This window comes from Pseudomonas sp. TH06, from assembly GCF_016651305.1.
Classification (GTDB): Bacteria; Pseudomonadota; Gammaproteobacteria; order Pseudomonadales; family Pseudomonadaceae; genus Aquipseudomonas.
Map to the genome: position 1 here is coordinate 5208946 of NZ_JAEKEC010000001.1, position 21446 is coordinate 5230391.

The following is a 21446-nucleotide window of genomic DNA, read 5'->3' on the forward strand; positions in this document are numbered from 1 at the left end:
ATCTCCGTAATTGCCGAGATCTTTGTGGCAAGTAAAACCTTTGTGGTGAGGGGATTTATCCCCGATTGGCTGCGCAGCAGTCATAGATACTGATAATGCAGTTCATCTGGGAAACTGCTTGGGAGTGCTGCGCACTCCATCGGGGATAAATCCCCTCACCACAAATAATCACCTGCCCCTGAAAACACTTCTGTCGCAGGTCAGGCACCGAGCACCGAACGAATCATCTGCAACAGCGCTTCGGGGCTATAGGGTTTGCCTAACAGATGCGTATCAGGGCTGAGTTGGTGATTGCGCGAAATGATGTCGCGGGTGTGTCCGGAGGTGAACAGCACCGCCACCGGTGGCGACTGGACCTTGGCCCACGCCGCCAGATCGGAGCTCTTGATCAGCCCCGGCATGACCACGTCGGTGAAAATCAGGTCGATGTCGGCGCCCTCCAGCAGCATTTGCATTGCCGCGTCGCCATTGCCGGCAGTCAACACGCGATAGCCTTCCTCGCGCAGCAATTCCACCGCCGAGGCGCGCACCGCGTCGTTGTCCTCGACCACCAGAATCCTTTCGTGACCACCGCGCTGCTGCGGGTCGATGCTCGGCGACTCATCGACGATCGCGCGCAGGCTGCGCGGAAAGTACAACTGCACCCGCGTCCCCTCGCCCACGGTGCTGTCGATCTCGACATGCCCGCCGCTCTGTTTGACGAAACCGAAGACCATACTCAAGCCGAGCCCGGTGCCCTGGCCGTCGGCCTTGGTGGTGAAGAATGGCTCGAATACCTGCTCGAGCATCTGCGGCGGAATGCCCGCGCCGCTATCGCTGACCGCGACGCGGACAAACTCCCCCGGAAGAATCCCTTTGCCCATGCAGAACTCGCGGTCGAGCCTTACATTGGATGCGCTGAGCCCGATGGTGCCCTCGCCCTTCATCGCATCGCGGGCATTGATTGCCAGGTTGAGAATGGCGTTTTCCAGTTGATTGCGGTCGACGTTGATGTGCCACGGCTCGTGCGGTAACTGCACGTCGATCTGGATGGTTTCACCCAGCGCCCGCTGCAACAGCTCACCGACGCCCTCAAAGATCTGCCGAGGATTGCACACCGCCGGCGACAGCGGCTGGCGACGGGCGAACGCGAGCAATTGCGACGACAACTTGGCCCCACGCTCGACCGCCGCCAGCGAGGCACTGACTCGCCGTTGCACGTTGGCGTTGTCGCGCTCATGCCGCGCCAGCAAATGCAGGTTGCCGGCGATCACTTGCAGCAGGTTATTGAAGTCATGCGCGACGCCCCCGGTGAGTCCGCCAATCGCTTCAAGCTTTTGCGATTGGCGTAATTGCTCCTCGGCGGCCAGTCGCGCCTCGACTTCATCAGCCACGCGCTGCTCAAGGTTGCGGGTAAATTTCAGCAGGGATTCTTCGGCGTTCTTGCGTTCATGGATGTCGATCAAGACACCGGGGAAGCGCAGGGCTACGCCGCGCTCATCGAACTCGCAGCCGCCGCTGGCCAGGACCCACAGGTAACTGCCATCGCTGCGCAGGACCCGGTATTCGGCGTTATATGGCTCGCCGGTCTGCACGCAATGGGCGACGCGTTCCTGAACCCAGGCGCGGTCATCGGGATGAATGCGCGACTCGGCAATGTGCTGCGCCAGATTGCTCAGATCATGTTCCGGCGGATAGGAAAACGTGCGGGCAAAACGCTCATCCGCCGACAGCACATTGTTCTTCACGTCCCAGACGAACGAGCCGAGCAAGGCCCCGGCATTCAACGCCAGCCGCACGCGCTCGTTGTCCGCGCGATAGGCCTCCTCGGCGGCTTGGCGCAAACGCTCGGAACGCATGAATTCGCTGGTTTCCACCACCATCGCCATGACCCCGGACGGACGGCCGTCATCGCCAGCCACGGGGCTGTAATACAGGTCCATCCAGACGTCTTCGGGAACGCCGTCGCGCAACAGCACCAGTTCCTTGTTGCGATACGACAAGGTGCCGCCGGCCAGACAGGTGTCCACGACATGCCGGTTGAACTCGGCGACTTCCGGCCAGCCCAGCTCTACCGGAGAGCCGAGCAGATACGGATGGCGACCGCCAGCGAATTCCGAGTAGGCATCGTTGTAGATCATGTAACCGGCATGCCCCCAGAGCATCACCATCGGCAGCGGCGAGGCGAGCATCATCTGCACCGTGCTGCACAGGCTGGCCGGCCAGTCCTGCAGAGGGCCGATTGCAGTGGCGCCCCAGTCGAACGCACAAATGCGTCCGGCCATTTCGCCTTTCCAGCCGCCACAGCCGTGGCTATCCGATAAAAACTGCATCGACTGACTCAGTGTCCTGTGGTGGTTGCCCGATAAACCGTGACGCCCAAAACGACGCAACGCCCGTGTGTTTCGAGCGTTGCCGAGCACATTGGTTTCATTAGAGGTATAGCCGATTTCGCACTGCCCGGAACTCAGACCCCGATCAGGTGCTTGAGCGGATGGTAGCCAGTTTTCATCTTCGCGGCGACGTCCAGAATCGCCTTTTCGATGCCATTGAGATGCATGCAAGTCAACTCGATGGCGGCGCTCTGATTACCGGCCTCGATGTACTCGATCAGACGCAGGTGTTCATCGTCGCGGCAGGCTTCGTGGCTGTCGTCATCCAGCGCCGCGGCGTACAGCGAGGCGCGGGAAATCAGCTTCTGAAACCAGTCAAGCAGCACTGGATTGTTGAGGCTGCGAGCGAGTTTGATGTGGAACTCGCCGAGCAGGTGAATCAGCCGTTCGTGATCCCCCGCCGCGTGCGCCTCGTCTTCGAGCAGCAGGTGTTCACGCAAGTCCTGCATCGCGGCGGTGTCCTTGCGCCGGCACAGTTCGGTGACGATGCCGATCTCGATCAGCCGTCGGGTTTCGAACAGCGAGCGGATCTCTTCGTTGCTCGGCAACGAAACCGATGCACCTTTATTGGGCTCGGTGGTGACCAGGCCATCGGCCTCCAATTGCTTGAGCGCGGCGCGCACCGACGTGCGGCTGACATTGAATAACTCCGCCAGCGATGCCTCGCCCAACTTCATCCCCGGGCGCAACGAGCGCTTGCTGATCGCCTCGTAAACCCCTTGGTAGACGCGGTCGACCGTGGTTTCCAGTTTCTTTTCGGTCATTCGAAAGCTCCTTTAGCGTCGGGCAACCAGCCCCTGGCGATGCATGGCCATGGAAAAAGGGGGTTGCACACGCAGATTAATCCGGGTATTTCTAAATTGCATTCAGATATTGCATACAATAATTAGAGGATTGCACCATTATGGGTCAACCAATAGCAATTGAAGTGCGTAACGTTTCCAAACGGTACTCTGATGATCCTGGCCTCGCGCCGGCCCTCGACAATGTTTCGGTGAATATCGCCGACAACGAATTCTTCACCCTGCTCGGCCCTTCCGGCTGCGGCAAAACCACCCTGTTGCGCACCATCGCCGGTTTCGAACACGTCAGTGAAGGCGAGATTCGTCTGGCCGGTGAAACGGTCAATCACCTGCCGCCGTTCAAGCGTCGGGTCAACACGGTGTTCCAGAGTTACGCGCTGTTTCCGCACATGAGTGTTGCGCAGAATATCGCCTTCGGCCTCGAGATGCAGGGTCTTGAACGCAAGTTGATTCCCGATCGGGTCAACGAAATGCTCGCGCTGGTGCAAATGGAGCATCTGGCCGGACGCAAACCGGCCGAACTGTCCGGCGGCCAACAGCAACGCGTGGCTCTGGCCCGGGCCTTGGCGCCGAAACCGAAAGTCCTGTTGCTCGACGAACCGCTGTCGGCGCTGGACCTGAAGCTGCGCAAGGAAATGCAGGTCGAACTCAAGCGCGTGCAGAAAGAAGCCGGGATCACCTTCATCTTCGTCACCCACGATCAGGAAGAAGCGCTGACCCTGTCCGATCGCATCGCCGTGATGTCGGCCGGCAAGATCCTGCAGATCGGCACGCCGACCGATATCTATGAACATCCGCAACACCGCTTTGTCGCGCAATTCATCGGCGACATCAACTTCCTCCCCGGCCACCTCAAACACGGCGAGCACAACGAAAAACTCTTCGTGCCCAACGGCATGCCAGTGGAAATCGCCTGCCAGCCGCAGGGTTTTGACGGCAGCAGCGTGCAACTGGCGTTCCGTCCGGAGCGCTCGCAACTGGTCGATGCCAGCCAGCCGCATCACTTGCGCGGGGTGATCGAAGCGGTGTTGTACGTTGGCACCGCGACGCTGTACCAGTGCCGCTTGAACAACGACATCAAAGTCATGCTGCGCGAAAACAACGAAGGCCTGAACCGTGGCCGTGCCGTTGGCGAACGCGTTGCCGTGCACTTGCCGCCGCACGCCTGCCTGTTGATGGAGGCCTGAGATGAGCGTCAGCAGCACTTCCCCCGCTCTCAACCGTGCGCTGTTGCTCAGCCCGGTGGTGTTGACCCTGCTCGCCCTGATCGCGATTCCACTGGGAATCATGGGCTACATCAGCCTGCTGCCGCGCAACACCTACGGCGGTGTCGACTGGCAGGCGCAATGGCAACTGCAAAGCTACGTGCAGCTGTTTTTCCAGGAAGGTTTCGACGGCGAACTGGAACTGAACTGGGTCTACGCCCAGGCGCTGTTGCGCTCGGTGCTGCAGGCCGGCGGCACCACGCTGTTGTGTTTCCTCTTCGGATTTCCGGTGGCGTTGTGGATGTCGAGCCTGACCCCGCGCCGGCGCAACCTGATGGTCTTGCTGATCACCATTCCGTTCTGGACCAACCTGCTGATCCGCAATTACGCGTGGCTGATCATCCTCCGCGAACAGGGCTGGGTCGCACAAAGCCTCAACGCGCTGTTCCCCGGTGCCGGTGGCATCACCCTGCTCTACAACGACTTCGCCGTCAGCGTCGGGCTGGTCTACAGCTTTCTGCCGTTCATGATTTTGCCGATCTACTCGACCCTGGAAAAACTCGACTGGCGTCTGGTCGAAGCCGCGTATGACCTCGGTGCCAATCGCTGGCATGCGCTGCGGCGCATCATCCTGCCGCTGTCGATGCCCGGCGTGATTGCCGGTGCGCTGCTGGTGTTCGTGCCGAGCCTTGGCGCCTTCATCACCCCGGCGATTCTCGGTGGCGGCAAGACATTGATGATCGGCAACCTGATCCAGCAGCAGTTCGGCACCGCGCGCAACTGGCCGCTGGGCAGCTCGTTGTCGTTCCTGTTGCTGGCGATTCTGCTGGTGTCGCTGGTGCTCTACGCGCTCTACAGCCGCAGCGCGGCGAAGCAGCTCAATCGAGGAGCGAAAGCATGATTTCCCTGCACCTGAAAAAACTCCCGGCGACCCGCGAAATCAGCCTGCTGATCCTCGCCTATCTGTACCTGCCGATCCTCGTGTTGATCGTCTACAGCTTCAACGCCAACCGCTCGGCGACGGTGTGGACGGAGTTTTCGTTCGCTTGGTACGGGCGGATTCTGGCCAACCCGTCGATCCAGACGGCGGCGCTGAATTCGCTCATCGTTGCGACCATCGCCACGGTCTGCGCCACGGCCATCGCGCTGCTGGCGGCACTGGCGACGTACCGGCCGTTTTACGGACAGAAAATGGTCGAGGGCGGGATCAACCTGCCGCTGATCCTGCCGGAAATCGTCACGGCAGTGGCGACGCTGCTGCTGTTCATGGCGCTGGGGATCAAGCTCGGTTTGCTGACAGTGATCGTTGCGCACATCGGCTTCTGCATTCCGTTCGCGTATCTGCCGATCCGTGCGCGACTCAACGATCTGGACAAGAGTTTGCTGGAGGCGGCGAACGATCTGTACGCCAATCCGTGGCAGGTGTTCCGCCGTGTGACCTTGCCACTGCTGTGGCCGGCGGTGTTGTCCGGTGCGGTGCTGGCGTTCGTGGTCAGCCTCGACGATTTCATCATGACCTTCTTCGTTGCCGGCCCCGGTTCGACGACGTTGCCGGTGTACATCTTCTCGGCAATCAAGGCTGGCGTGACCCCGGAGATCAACGCGATCTCGACGCTGATGCTGGTGATTTCCATCGTGCTGGTGGTGCTGGCCTTCTGGCTGGGCCAACGCGGCAAACAACAATAAACCTGGAGCGCTCTGTTCATGAACATCAAAAACATGCGTTTGGCTGTGTCCGGTCTGGCCCTCAGTTGTTTCACCGCGTTCAGCGCTCACGCCGCCGAGCCCAAGGAGTTGTTCTTCTACAACTGGACCGATTACTACCCGGTGGACCTGTTGGCCAAGTTCGAAAAGGAGACCGGGATCAAGGTCACCATGGATGGCTACGACAGCAACGAAACCCTGCTCGCCAAATTGCAGGCCGGCGGCGCCGCGTATGACGTGATCGTGCCGTCGCAGTCGATCATGCAGACGTTGATCAAACAGGATCTGCTAATGGAGATCGACACGCCGACCCTGAGCAATTTCCAGTACGTCAAAGGGCCGTTTCGCGACCCGAGTTTCGACCCCGGCCGCAAGTTTTCGGCACCGTATCTGTGGGGCACCACCGGGTTCTCCTACGACAGTGCGCGGGTGCCGGGGGGCAAACTGGATGATTCGTGGAAAGAGTTCTTCGAACCGCGCAAAGAGCTGCAAGGCCAACTCGCCGCGCTCGATACGTCAAGCAGCGTGATCAACGCCGCCAGCCATTATCTGAACGTCGACGAATGCAGCGAAAATCCGCAGGACGCCAAGCGCATTCTCGAACTGCTACAAAAGCAGAAACCGTTCCTGAAGATGTACAGCTCGGACAACACCGTCGACCGCATGGCCTCGGGCGAAGTGATCATGATGCAGAACTGGAACGGCTCGACCGCCCGGGCGACGTTACAGAAGAGCACGATCAAGTACGTCTATCCGCGTGAAGGCCTGGCGATGTTCCAGGACAACTTCGCCGTGCCGAAAAGCGCACCGCACCCGGGCAACGCGAAGATCTTCATCGACTGGATGATGAAGCCGGAAAACGCCGCGGCTGTGTCCAATGCCATCGCCTATGCCAACGGGATTCAGAGCGACCAGTTGCTCGATGCGAAATGGAAAGTCATGGACGCCATCAACATGCCCGACGAATACGCCTCGCGCCTGCGCCCGGAGAAGGAATGCAGCAACAAAGCGCGCGAGCTGCAGGACCGGATCTGGTCGAAGCTCAAGGGTTGATCGTCTGATCTGAAACCGAGGCGCGACCAATCGCGAGCAGGCTCACTCCTACAAGGGGAATGGATCGTTCACACCTTTCCTGTCCCACACAAACCACTGTAGGAGCGAGCCTGCTCGCGAAGAGGCCCGCCCGGCCAACACATAATTCAAAGACCTGAATGAGGTTTGTATGACCCAGCCACACTGGCTACGCAACGTACGCCCCTACGGCGCCCTCGCCGAAGACCTGCTGATCGAAAACGGCCGCTTCACTCAACGCCGCCCAGCCTCCAACGCGTCGCTGACAGCCACCGACATCGACGGCCAGAACCAGCTGCTCACCGCCCCTTTGGTGGAAAGCCACGTCCACCTCGACAAGACCCTCTACGGCCAACCGTGGCGCCCGAACAGTGCCGGGCCGACGCTCAAGGACTACATCAGCAACGAACGCCGCATTCTCCGTGAAGTAACAGCACCGATCGCCGAACGCGCCGGCGCGCTGCTGGAAAACTGCATCGCCCGTGGTTCGCTGACCATGCGCTGCCACGTCGACATCGACCCGGAGTTCGGCCTGCGCCACGTCGAGGCCATGCAGCAATTGCGCGAGAGCTACAAAGACCTGATTGATCTGCAACTGGTGGTGTTCCCGCAGACCGGCCTGATCAGTCGCCCCGGCACCGCCGAACTGATGCGCGAAGCGATGGCGCTGGGCGTGGAAAACGTCGGTGGGCTCGACCCGTGTGGCATCGACAACGATCCCATCGCGCAGCTGGATTTCGTCTTCAAACTGGCGGCTGAATTTGGCCGTGGCGTCGACATTCACCTGCATGACAAAGGTGAACTGGGCCTGTGGCAGATCGCGCGGATTGCCGATTACACCGAGCGCTTCAACCTGCAAAACCGAGTGATGATCAGCCACGCCTACTGCCTGGGCATGTTGCCGTGGAGTCAGGTCAAACCGCTGGCTGAGCGTCTGGCGGCGCTGGGGATTTCGCTGATGAGTTCCGCCCCGGCCGATTGCGCCGTTCCACCGTTTCTGGCGCTGCGCGAGGCCGGCGTCAACGTTTGTCTCGGTTCCGATGGCATTCGCGATGCGTGGTCGCCGATGGGCAATGGCGACATGCTTGAGCGAGCGATGTTGCTGGCGTTTCGTTTTGACTTGGGCAAGGACGAAGAACTGGCGGCGGCGTTTGCAGCAGCCACGGTCAACGGTGCCCGGGCGTTGGGTATCGAGGGATATGGTTTCGACATCGGCGGGCCTGCGGATTTCCTGCTGATGCCCGTCGAGACGCTCGGTGAGGCGGTGGTGTCGCGGCCACTGCGTCAGGTTTATCGCAGCGGTGAGCTGATCGCCAGCGGTGGCCGTTTGCTGGTCAGCCGTCTGTGAAACGCATCGGCTTGAAAGCCACTTGCGTGGTCGGCTTCGACGGCACGCGGCATGTGCTGTGGCGTGACGGTGAAGTGGTGTTTTGCGGATCGCGGATCGAGTTTGTCGGGCGCGGATATGCGGGGCCAGTGGACCAGTGGATTGATTACGGCAACGCCCTGGTCGGCCCGGGTTTCATTGACCTGGACGCCCTCGGCGACCTCGATTCCACGGTACTCACCCTCGACAACGGCGATGAGCGCGCCATGGGCCGCATGTGGTCGGCGGAGTATCTGGCCCGTGGCCCACACGAGACGTTCAGCGCAGACGAAGAAGTTTTCAAATATCGCTACGCCTTCACCCAATTGATCCGCAACGGCATCACCACGGCCATGCCGATCACCTCGATGTACTACCGCGAGTGGGCGGAAACCTACGACGAATTTGCCGCCGTTGCCGGGGTTGCTGGCGAACTCGGACTGCGCACTTATCTGGGTCCCTGCTACATGAGCGGCATGAGTTACTGGCATTCCGACGGCAGCCTCGGCCATCACTGGGATGAGGCGCGTGGACTGGCCGGGCTCGATGCTGCCGAACGCTTTTTCAAGGATTACGATGGCGCGCACAACGGTTTGATTCGCGGCGCATTGTTGCCCGATCGGATTCAGACCTGCACCCCGGCGTTGCTGCAACGCACTGCCGCGTTGAGCCGCGAACTGAATGCGCCGATGCGCCTGCATTGCTGTCAGGCGCTCAGTGAAGTGGCCATGGTCGAACAGTTGCGCGGCGCCACACCGCTGGCCTGGTTGCAACAACTGGACTTGCTCACGCCGCGCAGCCTGTTACCCCACGGCATCTACACCGCAGGCGCCGATGATCTGCAACGAGTCATCGACGGCGGCGCCAGTCTGGTGCATTGCCCGCTGGTATTCGCCCGTGACGGCGAGGCGCTGAACTCGTTCGGGCGCTATCGGGCCAAGGGCATCAACTTCGCCCTCGGCACCGATACTTGGCCGGCGGATCTGCTGGAAAACATGCGCCACGGCCTGAACATTGCGCGGTTGATGGAGGGCGGTTCTTCGCTGACCAGCAGCCTCGACCTGTACAACGCCGCCACCCTCGGTGGCGCGCAGGCGTTGGGGCGTGCTGACCTCGGACGTCTGGCCCCCGGCGCCAAAGCCGACATCACCGTATTCAATTTGCGCGGCCTGCATCTGGGGCCGCTGTTCGATCCACTGAAAAACCTGCTGCTGGCCGGGCGCGGCGATGACTGCATCGCCAGTTACATCGACGGTCGCTGCGTGATGCACGACGGCCAGGTCAGCGGCGTCGACTACCCCGTCCTGCAACGCCAGGCCCAACGCCAATACGAAAAACTGCTGCGCAGCCACAGCGACCGGGCCTTTGCCCGACCGGACTGGAAAACCCTGTTCCAGCCGGCCATTCCGTTCGCCGATGACTACAGCGCCGAAGCGCCGTTGAGCGCAATCGATCCCCTTCTTTAGAGAGTTCTGCCATGCACAGTTTCGACTTCAGCCAACTCAGCCCACGGGAAAAATACAAAATCCTGATCGGCAGCGTCGTGCCTCGGCCGATTGCACTGGTCACCACCATTGATGGCGAAGGCCGGGTCAATGCCGCGCCGTTCAGCTTCTTCAATGCGCTGTCGGCGGACCCGCCGATCCTCGCGCTGGGTGTGGAGAATTACGGCGATCAGAGCCCGAAAGACACCACGCGCAATATCCAGTTGAATCAGGAATTCACCGTGAACATCGTCAGCGACGCGCTGGTGGAGGCGATGAATGTCTGCGCCGTGCCGTTCGCGCCGGGCTTCGATGAACTGACCGCTGCGGGTCTGACGGCGATCCCCGGCACCACGGTCAAATGTCCGCGCATCGGTGAAGCGCCGGTAGCACTGGAGTGTCGACGGATGATGGCGCTGAACATCGGTCAATCGCGGGAAATCATTTTTGGCGAGGTGTTGATGGCGCATGTGCGCGATGAGTTGATCGACCCGAAAACGCTGTACATCGATCAGTTGGGCCTGGATGCCATCGGGCGCATGGGTGGCCATGGTTACGCGCGAACACGCGATTACTTCGATTTGCCGACCCGCTCATTGCAAGCGTGGACGGAAGCGCCGGGCGGTGGCGAACGCTTTTGGCCAGAGTCAAAATAAACACTAACAGCAAAAGATCGCAGCCTTCGGCAGCTCCTACAGGGGAATGCATTCCAAATGTAGGAGCTGCCGAAGGCCGCGATCTTTTGATCTTTGCTGTTAATCCGTGCCGTATTTCGGCGAACGCGGCCCATACAGCAGGCCCGCTGGATGCCCCGCCGACAACAGGCGATTGCTCGCCACGCCGGCAATCGGATAACCGGCATCGGTGGAGCTGTTGATGATCTGCTTCACCGCCGCCGTGATCAGCATGCCGATCAGGCCGCCGCCACCGTTGTTGTTGCCCTCTTCGCTCGACGCCCGCGCCGAACCGGTCCACAGCGTCGTGCCGGTTTTCAGGTCAACCAGTTTCGCCGTCGCCGTCACCGCCGTTTCGCTGCTGATCACCATGTAACGCGTACCGTATTCGGTCACGGTGATGTACAGCGCAGCGTCGGCGCCGAAGATTTCCTTCAGCTTGTTCGCCGGAGCCTGATGGATGTCATCCGGGGTGGTCAGGCCGTTCTGGCGGAACGTCTCGTCAACCAGGGTAATCGGCAGCACATAGTAACCAGCCTCGGCCAGCGGGAACGTCACCTGCGACAACAGGCTGTACGACGCCTTGACGTCCGGCGAGGTGTTCAGCGGCGGCAGCACCAGAATGGACTTCGGACGCGCTTGTTTGTACGCCGAATAGTCCACGGTTTTCGGTGCGACACAGCCACCGAGAACGGTCAGCGCCAGGCCAGCGGCCAGCAGCTTCAGGGTGCGGGAGATCATTGCGCGTCTCCGGTCTTGGCGTTTTTCAGCAGAAAGTCCATGTACGTCCCGGACTCAGGGAACAAGGTTTTTTCGGTGCGCAACTGCTGCACCATCTGATCGTCCTTGCCCATGCTCAGGTACAGCAGCGCGAGATGTGCGTGGTACCCCGGCGGAACGGCCTTGCCACTGGCGCGGATCTTTTGCAGATCGGCTTCCAGCGCTTCGGCCTGGGCTTCTTTCGGCGTTTCGCTTTTGAAGTATTCGTAAACCTGCGGCTGGTAGCCTTCCCACTGGTACAGGGTTTGCGGGCTGCTGCAACCGGCCAGCAAGGCGCTGGCGGCCAGCGTCAGGGCCAGCAGCGACCGCGACAAAATCGAATTCATGGTGTGTTGCTCCTTGCAAAGGGGGGCTTTCAGTTGCCCGTTTTCCAGGCACCGGCGTTCATGCCATCGACCAGACGATTGATCGCCTCGCGCATGGCCAGATCGAGGACTTTGCCGTTGAGGGTCGAATCGTAGGCAGCGGTGCCGCCGAAGCCGATGATTTCGCGGTTGGACAAGGCGTACTCGCCGGCGCCCTGGGTCGAATACACCACTTCGGAAGTGCTGATATTGACGATGTTCAGGTTGACCTTGGCGTAGGCCACCTGTGTCTTGCCGCGACCGAGAATGCCGAACAACTGGTGATCGCCGGTCTCTTTGCGGCCGAACTCGGTGACGTCACCGGTGACCACGAAATCGGCGCCTTTGAGACGCTGGGCCTGACCCTTGATCGCCGCTTCCTGCTGGATTTCGCCCATGTTGTCGCGATCGAGCACGGAGAAACGGTTGGTCTGTTGCAAATGCGTGATCAGGATGGTCTTGGCCTGACCGCCGAGACGATCGACGCCATCGGAGAAGATCCCGCGCATGTAGCTCGAGCGGTTGTCGAACTTGCCCACGGCCATTGGCACGCGCACGCCGGTCCAGACTTGCGTGGCGCTTTCCACCTTGGCCACCGGCAATGCGCGGGAGCTTTCGGTGGCGCAGCCGGAAAGCGTGGTGGCCAGCGTGCCGAGCACGGCGATGGCAACGCCTGAGACCAACATCCGGGAGATCATTCTCACTGAATATTCCTTCTTGAAAAACGGTGTGTCCCGGCGTGATAAAGCGCTGGGGAGCGGAAAAGGGGCGGCATTATGACAAAGTGCCATCATTGAAGACAGGTTTTTTTGGCGTCAGCGAATTGGCTATTCGAACATACGCAAAACCTTGTAGGAGTGAGCCTGCTCGCGATAGCAGTATGTCAGTCACTTTGATGCTGTCTGACACACCGCTATCGCGAGCAGGCTCACTCCTACAGGGGGGGCGTGTTGATCAGTGGAAGTCGCGGCTCTGTACGCGGATGCCGTTGAGCAGCGGGCTCAGGTCGCTCAGGCGTCCGGCGATCAGATGGCGCACTTCGCCTTCGCGCTCCCAGCGCCCGTCGACCTTGAGCAGTTGCGAGCCGACCAGCACCTGGCGCTGACGCTCGGCCAGGTCGCGCCAGACCACCACGTTGACGTTGCCGAATTCGTCTTCGAGGGTCACGAACGTCACGCCACTGGCGGTGCCCGGTCGTTGCCGGCCCGTGACCAGACCGGCAATGCTCACCGGCCGCCCGTGTTCGACGTCGAGCAACTCCTGCGAACTGCGGCAGCGGCGCGCCTTCAATTCGCCCCGCAACAACGCCAGCGGATGTGGGCCCAACGTGGTGCCCACCGTTGTGTAATCGGCGTGCAGATCTTCGCCGACGCTAGGTTTTGGCAACACCACATCAGGCTCTTCCTGACTCGGCAATCCGGCAAACAATCCCAATTGTTTCTGCACTCCGGCGACTTCCCAGCGTGCCCGGTGACGATGACCGGCCAAGCCGCGCAACGCTCCGGAATCCGCCAGCAACGCTTGCGCCCGGCTGTCGAGTGCGGCGCGCTCGCCCAGATCGGCAACGTCGGCAAACGCCCCACGCGCCCGCGCCGCTTCGATGCGCCGGGCATCGTCTTCGCGAAAACCCTTGATCATGCGCAGGCCCATGCGGATCGCCGGTTGCGCCGCCGTGGTGGTTTCCAGACTGCAATCCCAGTCACTGGCGCGCACGTCCACCGGGCGAATCTGCAATTGATGTCGACGTGCGTCCTGCAAAATCTGGTCGGGACTGTAGAAACCCATCGGCCAACTGTTGATCAGTGCACAGGCGAAGGCCGCCGGTTCGTGGCACTTGAGCCAGCAACTGGCGTAGGTCAACAAGGCGAAACTGGCGGCGTGGGATTCAGGAAAACCGTAACTGCCGAAACCCTTGATCTGCTCGAAGATCTGCGCGGCGAATTCGGGGGTGTAGCCGTTTTTCTTCATGCCGGCGGCGAGTCGCTCCTTGTGCGGCTCAAGCCCGCCGTGACGTTTCCACGCCGCCATGGAGCGGCGCAGCTGATCGGCCTCGCCGGGGCTGTAGTCGGCGGCAACAATGGCGATCTGCATCACCTGTTCCTGAAACAGCGGCACGCCGAGGGTTCTTTCCAGCACCACCTTGAGTTCTGGCGACGGATAGGTTTCCTTTTCTTCCTTGTTCCGACGGCGCAGGTACGGATGGACCATGCCGCCCTGAATCGGCCCCGGGCGGACGATGGCCACTTCGATCACCAGATCGTAGAACTTTGCCGGTTTCAGGCGTGGCAGCATCGACATCTGCGCCCGCGATTCGATCTGGAACACACCGATGGTGTCGGCGCGGCTGATCATCTCGTAGGTCGGTTTGTCTTCGGACGGGATCGTCGCCAGGCTCAGATCCATATTGCGATGGCGGCTCAGCAAGTCGAAACAGCGGCGGATCGCGCTGAGCATGCCCAGCGCGAGGATATCGACCTTGAGCAGCCCGACTGCGTCGAGGTCATCCTTGTCCCACTGAATGATCGTGCGGTCGGCCATTGCCGCGTTCTCCACCGGCACCAGCGTGTCCAGCGGCTGCTCGGAAATCACGAAGCCGCCGGGGTGTTGCGACAGGTGCCGGGGGAAGCCGATCAGTTGCCCGGTCAGGCTCAAGACCCGGCGCAGCACCGGGCTGTCAGGGTCGAAGCCGCCTTCGAGCAAGCGCGCCACCGGCGGCGTTTCATCACTCCAGTGGCCGCAGCAATCGGCCAATGCGTTGATCTGATCCGGCGGCAGCCCCAGCGCCTTGGCCACGTCGCGCACGGCCCCGGCGGCGTGGTAGGTGCTGACCACCGCCGTCAGCGCCGCGCGATGACGACCATAACGACGGAACACGTATTGCAGGACTTCTTCACGGCGTTCGTGTTCGAAGTCGACATCGATGTCCGGTGGCTCGTTGCGCTCTTTCGACATGAACCGTTCGAACAGCAACGTCGTGCGATCCGGGTCGATTTCGGTAATGCCCAAGGCAAAACACACCGCCGAGTTGGCCGCCGAGCCACGGCCCTGACAGAGGATCTGTTGCGTGCGGGCAAAGCGCACCACGTCATGCACGGTGAGAAAGTAGCTTTCGTAGCCGAGTTCGGCGATCAGCTTCAGCTCTTTGTTGATCTGCCTCAGCACCTTGAATGGGGCGCCTTTCTTCCAGCGCCAGGCAATGCCTTCTTTGGTCAGGCTCCGCAGCCACGAACTGCCGCTGTACCCCTCGGGCACCAGCTCTTTCGGATACTGATAACGCAGATCGCCCAGATCGAAAGTGCAGCGCCGGGCCAGATTCACCGATGCCTCCAGCAAGGCCTGCGGGTACAACTCGCGTAACACTTCGACGCTGCGCAAGTGCCGCTCGCCATTGGGATGCAGACGCAAACCGGCCTCGGCCACCGGTACGTGATGGCGGATCGCGGTCATGGTGTCTTGCAGAGCACGCCGGCCACGGGCGTGCATGTGCACATCGCCGCTGGCCACGGCGGGAATCTGCAGTTCGGCGGCCAGGCTCAGCAGCATCGCCAACCGGCGCTGATCGTCCTGCCCGCGATGCAGTTGTACCGCCAGCCACAGCCGTTCGCCGAAGGTTTGCTTCAGCCAACGGCCCTCTTCCAGGTCATCCACCGAGTCCGGCACCCACAACACCAATAATCCCGGCAGAGCTTCGCTGAAGTCTTCGCGCAGCACCTGATACTGACCTTTCTGCGTACGCCGCCGGGCGCGGGTGATCAAACCGCACAGCGCTTGATAACCCTCAAGGTTCTCCACCAGCAGTACCAGTTTCGGGCCGTTGTCGATGCGGATTTCACTGCCGATGATCAGCGGCAGCTCAACCGACTTCGCCGCTTGCCAGGCACGAACGATCCCGGCCAGCGTGCATTCGTCGGTGATCGCCAGCGCCTGATAGCCGTGCTTTTTCGCCCGTTGAAACAGTTCCAGGGCACTGGACGCACCGCGCTGGAAACTGAAGTTCGACAGGCAGTGCAGCTCGGCGTAGTCAGGGTTCATGCAAACCAGCCCTGCAGCCACAACGGACCGTCCTCGCCCACCGCCCGATAGGCCCAGCCTTGCTGACCGGCGCGGTTCTGGATCAGGTAGTAATCGCGGCGCACATCATCACCGTCCCACCAGCCGGATTCGATGCGCTCGGGGCCCATGAGGATCCGCGCCGAACCTTGCGGTACGCTCTGCGGCTCGCCGAGCAACCAGCCCGGGCGATGGACACTGGGCAAACCTGAGCACGGGTGTTTATCGACGCCGTTCTGCCATGCGCACTCCGGCCGATGATCCGCCTGAAAGCGCAGCCCTTGCACCGCGTCATCCCCCAGCCGTGCGCGCAGGCGTTCGCGCAGTTGCTCCCAGGGCAAGGTCTGCTGCGGACGGTCGTCGAACAGTTCCTGAAACTGCGGCACGAAACTCGGCAGATCTTCGGCGCGCAAACGGAAGCCACGCACCGGTGCCTCGACCTGCACCTGCTCCAATCGCCCACGGGCCAGTTCGAAAAGCATCGCCGGATCGCGTTCGGCGCTGAGCAGGCCGACCTTGATCACGGTGTCCGGCAGCCCGGCGTGTTCCAGGTGCAGATCAAAGCGCTGCACGCCGCTGTCACGCCCGCACAGGAACGCCGACAGATCACCGGTCAAACGCCGTAACGGGAACAACAAGGCCTGATGGGATTGCACGTCGAAATTCAGTTCGATACGCACATCGAAACGATCCGGTGGCAGATAAAACGCCAACGCCAGTGGCCGGGCGCCAAACAGGGTGTCGAGGTGTTTGAGCATCGGCGCCTCGAAACGCCGAGCCAGCGCCTGACGCGGCAGGCTCTGCACCTGACTCAGATTGCGCAGGCCCATGCGCGACAACGCCGTGGCCACGCCCGGCTCCAGACCGACGCGGTCAATCGGCAACTGGCCGAGATGATGCTGCAAGGCCTCGCCGTCCGGCACTACCAGCCCGTCATAAGCGTTGGCCAGGATACGTGCGGCCGCCGGGTTGGGCGCCGCGACGATGCGATGACGGAAACCCAGATCCGTCAGTTCCTTGCGCAATCGCGCTTCGAACTGCGCCCAGGAACCGAACAGGCCCAGGCTCGACTCGATCTCGAACACCACGGTGCGCGGGTAATGCACGCTGACCTGCGCACTGAAACGGTAAGCCCACGCGGCGAGAAACTGCTGCCAGTGTTCGACCTCGGCGGCTTCGTAATCGGCGGTGACAAACCCCTTGCTCATGGCTTGGGCGGCCGTCATCGACTGGCCGGCGCGCAAGCCGAGTTTGCGTGCTGCCGGGTTGACCGCTTGCAGCACCCGACGCTGGGCCGGGCCGCTGAGCAGCACCAACGGTTCATCGGGGTCGGGCCGCTGACGCAGCACGGCGTCGAGGGCCAATTGCGGAAAAAGGATACACACCCAGCGCATGACGACCTCAGTGCCCCACGGCAAAGGCAATCGGCGCCGTACGCGCCAGTCCACCGCGACACTTGAGTACGCGCAGTTGCGCAGGTTTGGCATCGATGGCAATGCGCAGCGCTGCCGGAGACGGGTTGACCGCTTCACTCAATGCTCGCCAGGCGAATGCCAGGGTCTGACCGGTTTCCGCCGCCACCTGCAAACGGCGCAATGCGCGGTCGTCAGCCTTGTGCGGCCAGCACAGTACCGCGCCGCAACTGCCCGAGCGCAGGCATTGTTCCGCGGCCCACAAGGCATCGCGTTCACTGGCCTGGATCACCGACAACTGGCGCAGATCGACCCCGGCGTTTTCCCACGCCTGCGGATACGGCACAAATGGCGGCGCCACCAGCACGATGCGCTCGCCCGCCGCCGACAGCCGCGCCAATGTTGGCCAGACCAGTTGCAGCTCACCGACACCGGGGCCGGCCAGCAGAATTTCGCTCAGTGCCGCTTCCGGCCAGCCACCGCTGGGTAATGCGGCGTCCAGCGCGGCATGCCCGGTCGGTTGTGGGCTGGCCGCCGGTGGCGCAGGCCGGCCCTTCCAGACCTGGCCGCCATTGAACAGCGTATCCAACGCAACGACGGCGCCCATCAGCCTTGCCTCACCAGACCGCAGAACACCCCTTCGATGGCCAGATCCTGATCGTCGCCCACGACAATCGGCTGATACGCCGGGTTGCGCGGCAACAGCCGCACCTTGTTGCCGACACGCTCGAAACGTTTGATGGTGACTTCGCCGTCGAGCCGCGCCACGACGATCTGGCCGTTCAGCGCCTCGGGATTACGCCGCACGCCGACCAGATCGCCGTCGAGAATACCGTCCTCGATCATCGAGTCGCCCTGCACGCGCAGCATGTAGTCAGGGGTCCGGGAGAACAGTGCCGGGTCGAGCATCAAGCGGTTATGGATGTCAGCATCGGCGCCAATCGGCGCACCAGCGGCCACGCGGCCGAGCACCGGAATGTCCAGCAGCTCCGGCCGCGGCGGTTGCCCGAGCAGGCGAATGCCCCGGGCCTGATGCGGATTGACCTCGATAAACCCGGCTTCGGTGAGCGCCAGCACATGCTTGCGCGCCACGCTGCGCGAGGCAAAACCAAAAGCCTCGCTGATTTCAGCGAGGCTTGGGGGCTGACCGTGTTCGGCGATGCGTTCGCGGATAAAGGTCAGGATGGCGGTACGGCGGGGAGTCAGGTTCGTCATGGAGTACATTTGTACTCCTGTAGGATTTTCCTGACAAGCGCCGCCAGTCAGGATCCCCGTAAATCCATGTAGGAGCTGCCGCAGGCTGCGATCTTTTGATCTTGCCTTTAAAAACAACATCAAAAGATCGCAGCCTTCGGCAGCTCCTACAGAGGGATTTGGCGTCAGTTGAGGTGGCGTTCGGCGAGGAAGGCGGCGATGTAATCGATGAACGCGACGACCTTGGCCGTGGCCCGGCGATGGCTCGGGTACACCGCCAGAATGTGCGGGCCGAAGCTGTCCGGGTCGATGTCGTAGTCGGCCATGACCCGTATCAGGCGCCCATCGGCAATGTACGGCGCGGCGCTCCACAGCGGCGTGTGCAGCAAACCGCGCCCGGCCAGGGCACTGGCCAGCAACAGGTCGTAATTGTCGCTGCGCAATAACGGTGTTGCAGGTTGAGGCAGGCTCAAACGCTGGCCATTGCGTTCGGCCCACCAGAATTCACGGCTGAGCAACGGGTGCCGGTACAGCAGCCATTCATGCTGCTCGAGGGTTTGCGGGTTCACTGGCAAGCCCTTGCGCGCCAGATACTCAGGACTGCCACACAGGGCCAGCCGATTGCTGCCGACCACCCGCGAAATCAGTCCCGGCAGGTCATCGTGGCCTTCACGCAAGGCCAGGTCATAACCACTTTCGAGCAGATTGACGAACGCGTCGCACAGATCCACTTGCAGACTGATCTGCGGGTATTGCTGCAAAAAGCCGTCGCACACCTGATCGAGAAAGGCCCGGCCATACGCCAGTGGCGCGGTGATTTTCAGGCTGCCGCGCAGTCCATGCTGTAACTGCTCGATTTCCTCACTGGCCTCGTCCAAACGCTGCAATACCAACTGCGCAGTTTCCAGATAGACCCGGCCAATTTCGGTCAGCAGAATCCGCCGCGTGCTGCGTTCGAACAGGCGTGCGCCGAGTTCCGATTCGAGGTGATTGACCGCTTTGGTCAGGGCCGACGGGGTCTTGCCGAGTTGCTCGGCGGCGCGACTGAAACTGCCGAGTTGCGCAGTGACCACGAACATTTTCAATGCACCCAACTTGTCCATGCTTTTTCCATTCAGGCAAAAACGTTTTTCGTGAGGGAGGCGTTCTGCTGGCCGTTGCCAGCCACTAATCTGGCCATCAGACGCAATAACAAGGAAATCTTCAATGAAAAGATTCATCCCGAGCCTGTTGGCTGCCGCCGTAAGTTTTGCCTCGATGGAAGCCATGGCCGCTGCCGATCTGGTATTGATCAATGGCAAGATTTTCACCGCTGATCGCGCTCAACCGAAGGTCCAGGCACTGGCCGTCGAGAACGGCAAAGTGCTGAAAGTCGGCAGCGACGCGCAGATCAAGGCGCTGATCGAACCCGGCACCAAAGTCGTCGATCTGGGCGGCAAAGCGTTGATGCCCGGCCTGATCGACAGCCATTCCCACGCCATTTTCGGCGGTCTGGAAATGGTCTCGGCGAACATGGAAGACGAAGTCGTCGCCCTCGACGAACTGGAAAAAAACCTGCGTACCTGGCGTGATGACGGCAAAGCCCGGCACGGCGATGTGCTAAGCATTGCCGGCATGAGTTCGAAGTATTGGGCGCAGGCCGAAGCCTTGGGCAAAACCTTCAACAACGGTGAATGGGCCAACGTGCCCGTGGTGTTCATCGGCAGCGACCACCACACCGCATGGGCCAACAACGTCATGCTCAAGCGCGCGGGCATCGACGCCGCGCTGCTGAAAACCCTGCCCGACGCGGAAAAAGACACCATCGGCAAACTGGCCAGCGGCGAACCGAACGGTTTTGTCGTCGATGCCGGTTGGGATCGGGTTGCTTCGAAAATGCCGGTACCGAGCGCCGCCGACATGTTGAACGCCGCCAAGTCAGCGGTGCGCTACAACAACAGCCTCGGCATCACCGCGTGGATGGACCCGGCCGCCAACGCTGCACCGGGCGAAGCGGTGTTCGCCCTCAAACCCACCGAGAAAACCGTCGGCGTGCTGCCTGCCTATAAAGCCCTCTCGGAAAGCGGCGACATGAGCGTGCACGTCGCGGCGTTGCTGGTGGCCAACCCGAAAAGCGTACCCGCCGACCTCGATACGCTGGACAAGGTGCGCCAGCAATTCCAGGGCATTCCTAACCTGACCCTGCCCGGCATCAAGATCTTCGCCGATGGCGTGATCGAATACCCGGCGCAAAGCGCAGCGATGATCGATCCCTACAGCAACTCGCAAAAGCAGGGCGAATTGCTGATCGACCCGCAGCACTTCGGCGAACTGGTCAGCGCCATCGACCAGCGCGGCTGGCTGGTGCACATCCACGCCATCGGCGACCGCGCCGTACGCGAATCGCTGAACGGCATCGCCCAGGCGCGCAAGGATCGGCAGAGCGGCGTGACGCACTCGATCACGCATCTGCAAATGGTCAACCCGAAAGAGTTCGCCCGTTTCAAACCACTCAACGTCATCGCTTCGATGCAATTGCTCTGGGCCAGTGCCGACGATTACACCACCGACATGATCAAGCCGTACGTCAGCGCCCTCGCCTTTCGCTATCAATACCCGGCGCATTCGTTGCTGAAACAGGGTGCGACGATTGCCGGCGCCAGTGACTGGCCGGTGTCTTCGCCGAACCCGTTCAACGCCATGGCCCAGGCCATCACCCGCGTCGGCCCGCTGGGCGTGCTCAATGCCGACGAGCGTCTGGACCGCGAAACCATGTTCTACGCCTACACCGTCAACGCGGCGCGCACCATTGGCCTGGAGCAGCAGATCGGTTCGCTGACACCGGGCAAACAGGCCGACTTCATCGTGCTCGACCGCGATGTGTTCAGCGTCGACAACAAAGCCCTGCACGACACCCAGGTTTTGCAGACCTGGTTCGGCGGCCGTCAGGTCTACACCGCCACTCAATAACACCACCGTTTTCCCTGTAGGAGCTGCCGCAGGCTGCG

Annotated in this window: 18 protein-coding genes; 8 read left to right on the plus strand and 10 right to left on the minus strand. The window is 61.5% G+C overall.

All coding sequences use genetic code 11. From position 1 onward, the window contains the following. Window positions 1-200: 200 nt before the first annotated feature. Together JFT86_RS23045 and JFT86_RS23050 are read right to left on the minus strand one after the other, a co-directional pair. Entirely contained in the window at window positions 201-2312 is a 2112-nt protein-coding gene (locus JFT86_RS23045) for an ATP-binding protein (RefSeq protein WP_201238469.1), read from the minus strand. A gap of 134 nt (window positions 2313-2446) precedes the next feature. After that, entirely contained in the window at window positions 2447-3136 is a 690-nt protein-coding gene (locus JFT86_RS23050) for a GntR family transcriptional regulator (protein WP_007969663.1), read from the minus strand. 140 nt (window positions 3137-3276) lie between these two features. Between JFT86_RS23050 and JFT86_RS23055 the strand changes: the two genes are divergently transcribed. The 7 genes from JFT86_RS23055 (at window position 3277) to JFT86_RS23085 (ending at window position 10661) form a co-directional block, all read left to right on the plus strand. Further along, entirely contained in the window at window positions 3277-4362 is a 1086-nt protein-coding gene (locus JFT86_RS23055; RefSeq protein WP_201238470.1) for an ABC transporter ATP-binding protein, read from the plus strand. Between the two features lies 1 nt (window position 4363). Then, window positions 4364-5281: an ABC transporter permease gene (locus JFT86_RS23060; protein WP_201238471.1), complete on the plus strand. Its 918-nt coding sequence runs from the start codon at window positions 4364-4366 to the stop codon at window positions 5279-5281. After that, window positions 5278-6066: an ABC transporter permease gene (locus tag JFT86_RS23065; RefSeq protein ID WP_201238472.1), complete on the plus strand. Its 789-nt coding sequence runs from the start codon at window positions 5278-5280 to the stop codon at window positions 6064-6066. Before JFT86_RS23060 ends, JFT86_RS23065 begins: the two co-directional genes overlap by 4 nt. Window positions 6067-6084: 18 nt before the next feature. After that, entirely contained in the window at window positions 6085-7137 is a 1053-nt protein-coding gene (locus JFT86_RS23070) for an extracellular solute-binding protein (protein ID WP_201238473.1), read from the plus strand. A 169-nt stretch (window positions 7138-7306) separates the two neighbouring features. Further along, window positions 7307-8503, plus strand: a complete 1197-nt coding sequence (locus JFT86_RS23075) for an amidohydrolase family protein (protein ID WP_201238474.1) — start codon at window positions 7307-7309, stop codon at window positions 8501-8503. Continuing rightward, window positions 8500-9987 (plus strand): amidohydrolase family protein, encoded by a 1488-nt coding sequence (locus JFT86_RS23080; RefSeq protein ID WP_201238475.1) that lies wholly within the window; start codon window positions 8500-8502, stop codon window positions 9985-9987. The genes JFT86_RS23075 and JFT86_RS23080 overlap by 4 nt, the downstream gene beginning before the upstream one ends. A gap of 11 nt (window positions 9988-9998) precedes the next feature. Then, on the plus strand, window positions 9999-10661 hold the full coding sequence (locus JFT86_RS23085; protein ID WP_201238476.1) for a flavin reductase family protein: 663 nt from the start codon (window positions 9999-10001) through the stop codon (window positions 10659-10661). Window positions 10662-10760: 99 nt separating this feature from the next. Here JFT86_RS23085 and JFT86_RS23090 read toward each other — a convergent pair whose 3' ends face one another. The 8 genes from JFT86_RS23090 to JFT86_RS23125 form a co-directional block, all read right to left on the minus strand. Then, entirely contained in the window at window positions 10761-11420 is a 660-nt protein-coding gene (locus JFT86_RS23090; protein ID WP_201238477.1) for a DUF799 domain-containing protein, read from the minus strand. Beyond that, complete coding sequence (locus JFT86_RS23095) at window positions 11417-11785, minus strand: DUF4810 domain-containing protein (protein WP_201238478.1); 369 nt, start codon at window positions 11783-11785, stop codon at window positions 11417-11419. Before JFT86_RS23095 ends, JFT86_RS23090 begins: the two co-directional genes overlap by 4 nt. 29 nt (window positions 11786-11814) lie before the next feature. Next, window positions 11815-12501: a CsgG/HfaB family protein gene (locus JFT86_RS23100; RefSeq protein ID WP_201238648.1), complete on the minus strand. Its 687-nt coding sequence runs from the start codon at window positions 12499-12501 to the stop codon at window positions 11815-11817. Between the two features lie 256 nt (window positions 12502-12757). Then, window positions 12758-15856: an error-prone DNA polymerase gene (locus JFT86_RS23105; RefSeq protein WP_201238479.1), complete on the minus strand. Its 3099-nt coding sequence runs from the start codon at window positions 15854-15856 to the stop codon at window positions 12758-12760. Then, window positions 15832-17247, minus strand: a complete 1416-nt coding sequence (locus JFT86_RS23110; protein WP_201238480.1) for a DNA polymerase Y family protein — start codon at window positions 17245-17247, stop codon at window positions 15832-15834. The genes JFT86_RS23105 and JFT86_RS23110 overlap by 25 nt, the downstream gene beginning before the upstream one ends. Window positions 17248-17254: 7 nt before the next feature. Further along, complete coding sequence (gene imuA / locus JFT86_RS23115) at window positions 17255-17872, minus strand: translesion DNA synthesis-associated protein ImuA (protein ID WP_201238481.1); 618 nt, start codon at window positions 17870-17872, stop codon at window positions 17255-17257. Then, complete coding sequence (gene lexA / locus JFT86_RS23120; protein ID WP_201238482.1) at window positions 17872-18489, minus strand: transcriptional repressor LexA; 618 nt, start codon at window positions 18487-18489, stop codon at window positions 17872-17874. The genes imuA and lexA overlap by 1 nt, the downstream gene beginning before the upstream one ends. Window positions 18490-18644: 155 nt before the next feature. Further along, on the minus strand, window positions 18645-19562 hold the full coding sequence (locus JFT86_RS23125) for a LysR family transcriptional regulator (RefSeq protein ID WP_201238483.1): 918 nt from the start codon (window positions 19560-19562) through the stop codon (window positions 18645-18647). Between the two features lie 103 nt (window positions 19563-19665). Here JFT86_RS23125 and JFT86_RS23130 point away from each other — a divergent pair, with 103 nt between their 5' ends. Continuing rightward, window positions 19666-21408, plus strand: coding sequence for an amidohydrolase (locus JFT86_RS23130; RefSeq protein WP_201238484.1), 1743 nt, complete (start codon window positions 19666-19668; stop codon window positions 21406-21408). Window positions 21409-21446 lie beyond the last annotated feature (38 nt).

Bases quoted from the DNA above. Each gene is read 5' to 3' on its own strand.
- JFT86_RS23060 (WP_201238471.1), top strand. From the start codon at position 4,364: ATGAGCGTCAGCAGCACTTCCCCCGCTCTCAACCGTGCGCTGTTGCTC.
- JFT86_RS23055 (WP_201238470.1), top strand. From the start codon at position 3,277: ATGGGTCAACCAATAGCAATTGAAGTGCGTAACGTTTCCAAACGGTAC.
- JFT86_RS23110 (WP_201238480.1), bottom strand. From the start codon at position 17,247: ATGCGCTGGGTGTGTATCCTTTTTCCGCAATTGGCCCTCGACGCCGTG.
- JFT86_RS23090 (WP_201238477.1), bottom strand. From the start codon at position 11,420: ATGATCTCCCGCACCCTGAAGCTGCTGGCCGCTGGCCTGGCGCTGACC.
- JFT86_RS23125 (WP_201238483.1), bottom strand. From the start codon at position 19,562: ATGGACAAGTTGGGTGCATTGAAAATGTTCGTGGTCACTGCGCAACTC.
- lexA (WP_201238482.1), bottom strand. From the start codon at position 18,489: ATGTACTCCATGACGAACCTGACTCCCCGCCGTACCGCCATCCTGACC.
- JFT86_RS23095 (WP_201238478.1), bottom strand. From the start codon at position 11,785: ATGAATTCGATTTTGTCGCGGTCGCTGCTGGCCCTGACGCTGGCCGCC.
- JFT86_RS23050 (WP_007969663.1), bottom strand. From the start codon at position 3,136: ATGACCGAAAAGAAACTGGAAACCACGGTCGACCGCGTCTACCAAGGG.
- JFT86_RS23075 (WP_201238474.1), top strand. From the start codon at position 7,307: ATGACCCAGCCACACTGGCTACGCAACGTACGCCCCTACGGCGCCCTC.
- JFT86_RS23070 (WP_201238473.1), top strand. From the start codon at position 6,085: ATGAACATCAAAAACATGCGTTTGGCTGTGTCCGGTCTGGCCCTCAGT.
- imuA (WP_201238481.1), bottom strand. From the start codon at position 17,872: ATGGGCGCCGTCGTTGCGTTGGATACGCTGTTCAATGGCGGCCAGGTC.
- JFT86_RS23045 (WP_201238469.1), bottom strand. From the start codon at position 2,312: ATGCAGTTTTTATCGGATAGCCACGGCTGTGGCGGCTGGAAAGGCGAA.
- JFT86_RS23100 (WP_201238648.1), bottom strand. From the start codon at position 12,501: ATGATCTCCCGGATGTTGGTCTCAGGCGTTGCCATCGCCGTGCTCGGC.
- JFT86_RS23130 (WP_201238484.1), top strand. From the start codon at position 19,666: ATGAAAAGATTCATCCCGAGCCTGTTGGCTGCCGCCGTAAGTTTTGCC.
- JFT86_RS23085 (WP_201238476.1), top strand. From the start codon at position 9,999: ATGCACAGTTTCGACTTCAGCCAACTCAGCCCACGGGAAAAATACAAA.
- JFT86_RS23065 (WP_201238472.1), top strand. From the start codon at position 5,278: ATGATTTCCCTGCACCTGAAAAAACTCCCGGCGACCCGCGAAATCAGC.